At 70.8% G+C, this 2,333-nt stretch carries 3 protein-coding genes; 1 reads left to right on the top strand and 2 read right to left on the bottom strand.

All coding sequences use genetic code 11. The annotated features are described in order from the left end of the window. The coding region (locus ACWGH4_RS34220; protein ID WP_453467701.1) for an AMP-binding protein at window positions 1-1,049 on the top strand (1,049 nt) is incomplete at its 5' end. A gap of 322 nt (window positions 1,050-1,371) precedes the next feature. Here ACWGH4_RS34220 and ACWGH4_RS34225 read toward each other — a convergent pair. Then, a complete protein-coding gene (locus ACWGH4_RS34225; protein ID WP_453467703.1) occupies window positions 1,372-1,761 on the bottom strand; it encodes a hypothetical protein in 390 nt (129 codons plus the stop codon). Between the two features lie 353 nt (window positions 1,762-2,114). After that, a partial coding sequence (locus tag ACWGH4_RS34230) for an adenosylhomocysteinase (RefSeq protein ID WP_453467705.1) occupies window positions 2,115-2,333 on the bottom strand: 219 nt, incomplete at its 5' end.

A 2,333-nucleotide genomic window follows, 5' to 3' on the forward strand; every position in this document is an offset into this window, starting at 1 on the left:
CCTCCGGCTCCACCGGGAACCCCAAGGGCTGCATGGTCGGCCATGCCCAGGTGCTGGCCCTGCTGGACGCGGCCATGCCGCTGCTCGAGGCCGGCCCTGAGGACGTGTGGACGCTGTTCCACTCGCTGAGCTTCGACTTCAGCGTCTGGGAGCTGTTCGGCCCGCTGCTGTCCGGCGGCCGGCTGGTCGTCGTCGACCGCGAAGCGGCCAGTGACCCGCTGGAGTTCGCCCGTCTGCTCGCCGACCGGGGCGTCACCGTCCTCAACCAGGTGCCCTCCGCGTTCGCGAACCTGACCGCGGAGGCCGTCGCGGAGAACCTGCGCCTGCCGGCGCTGCGCCGCGTCGTCTTCGGCGGCGAGGCGCTGGTGGCGGCCGACGTCGAACGCTGGTGGCAGGCCGGCATCGCGCCCGGTGCGCAGCTGGTCAACATGTACGGCATCACGGAGACCACCGTCCACGTCACCTACTGCCCGCTCACGCCGGACGTGCTGGCGGCCGCGGCCGCCGGACGCACCCCGATCGGTGTGCCGCTGCCGCATCTGACGGTCTCTCTGCGCGACGGGGAGGGCCGGCCGGTGGCGGTGGGCGAGCCCGGCGAGATCTGGGTCGGCGGCCCCGGGGTCAGCCACGGCTACCTCGGGCGGCCGGAGCTGACCGCCGACCGGTTCGTCGACACCGAACAGGGCCGTTTCTACCGCAGCGGCGACTGGGCCGTCGCGGACACCGGAGGGCAGCTCGCCTACGCGGGCCGCCAGGACGGGCAGGTCAAGCTGCGCGGTTTCCGTATCGAGCTCGGCGAGATCGAGGCGGCACTGCGGAAGGTCGCGGGCGTGGCGGGCGCGGCCTGCCGGTTGGTCACCGACAAGCACGGCGGCCAGTCGCTGTGCGCGTACGTGGTCGCCGACCGCGACAGTGTGCCGGCGGCCACGGTCCGCGCGGCACTGGCCGCCCGCCTGCCCGCCCACATGGTCCCCCAGCAGGTGCGCCACCTGGACCGTCTCCCGGTGACCGCCCACGGCAAGCTCGACCGGTCGGCGCTGCCGGGGTAGCGGGCGGCGGTCACCGGCCCAGGGGGCGATGCGTGAGCCGGGCACGCTCGGCCGACCGCGTGTCCGCGGCTCACGCACCCGGACAAGGTGGCGATCTCCGCCCGGCGCGGCCACCCGGCGCCGAAACAGCCTCCCGGGTCAGAGGTCACCGAGGTAACGAGAACCTCCTCCACCACGTCCGCAGCCGGACGAACATGCCCGTCACTGCGCCTCAGCCGTGTAGCGGGCGTGCTGCCGCAACACCCGCCGCGCCCAGCGCCTCACGGCATCAAGGAAGGCCCGGGACCAATGGGTCCCGGACCACTTCGCGTCTTGGATCGGCCTACCAGTACAGGTACCTGCCGGTGCAAGCGTCAGAGGCGTTGTTCCTGTCCTCGCAGACCCGAACCGCGTAGAAGCCACCATCGTCGTACGCCTTGGTGGAGCAGCCGGCCGCTGATCCGTTGGCGTCGTACGTGCGCTTGTGGATGAATGACGGTCCCCACCTGACGTCGATGTACGCCTGGTTGCCGTCGGCCTCCTTGTCGCAGATGGTGACAAGGCCGTTGCTGTCGATCAGGGCGAAGTCGTCGCCCTGGTAGATCGTCGTCGATTTTGCATAGGCCGCTGTGGCGGAGGCCACCGCCAGCGTGATTGCTGCTCCACCCACTCCTACCGAGGTCAGCAGGGCGCGGCGCTTGGACCGTAGTGCGGTGCTCATGGAAGTACTCACGGATGCTCCTGTGCAGGACGGCGGACTGAGAACGCTGAAGGCACACCCCGAACAGGGGCTGGTGCGCAGCGATCGATCGCCATCCTGATCGGGCGACCTGTAAGCGACCTTGCAAGAACCTGTCATCCCCAGGACCGTTGCCGATCTCCTGCCCGAGCACACGCCCGTCGACCCGGGCGACGCCTCGTCCCCGGAAGTGGACCTTGGAGGGTTCCAGGGCGATTTCCGCGCAGCGTAGACGCCCGCAGTAGGTACCGCTGCCTCTTGGGACGGTGTGCGAGCGCCTCTCGGGGGAGGGCCGGGCCGGCGGCTGCGGCCCTCCCCCCGCCTGTCGGTGTGGACGCCGACAGGCGTCAGTAGCGGTAGTGGTCCGGCTTGTACGGGCCGTCGACGTCGACGCCGATGTAGGCGGCCTGCTCCGGGCGCAGGGTGGTGAGCTTGACGCCGAGGGCGTCGAGGTGGAGGCGGGCGACCTTCTCGTCGAGGTGCTTGGGCAGCACGTAGACGTCGGTCGGGTACTCCTGCGGCTTGGTGAACAGCTCGATCTGGGCCAGGGTCTGGTCCGCGAACGA

This window comes from Streptomyces sp. NPDC054847, from assembly GCF_053610925.1.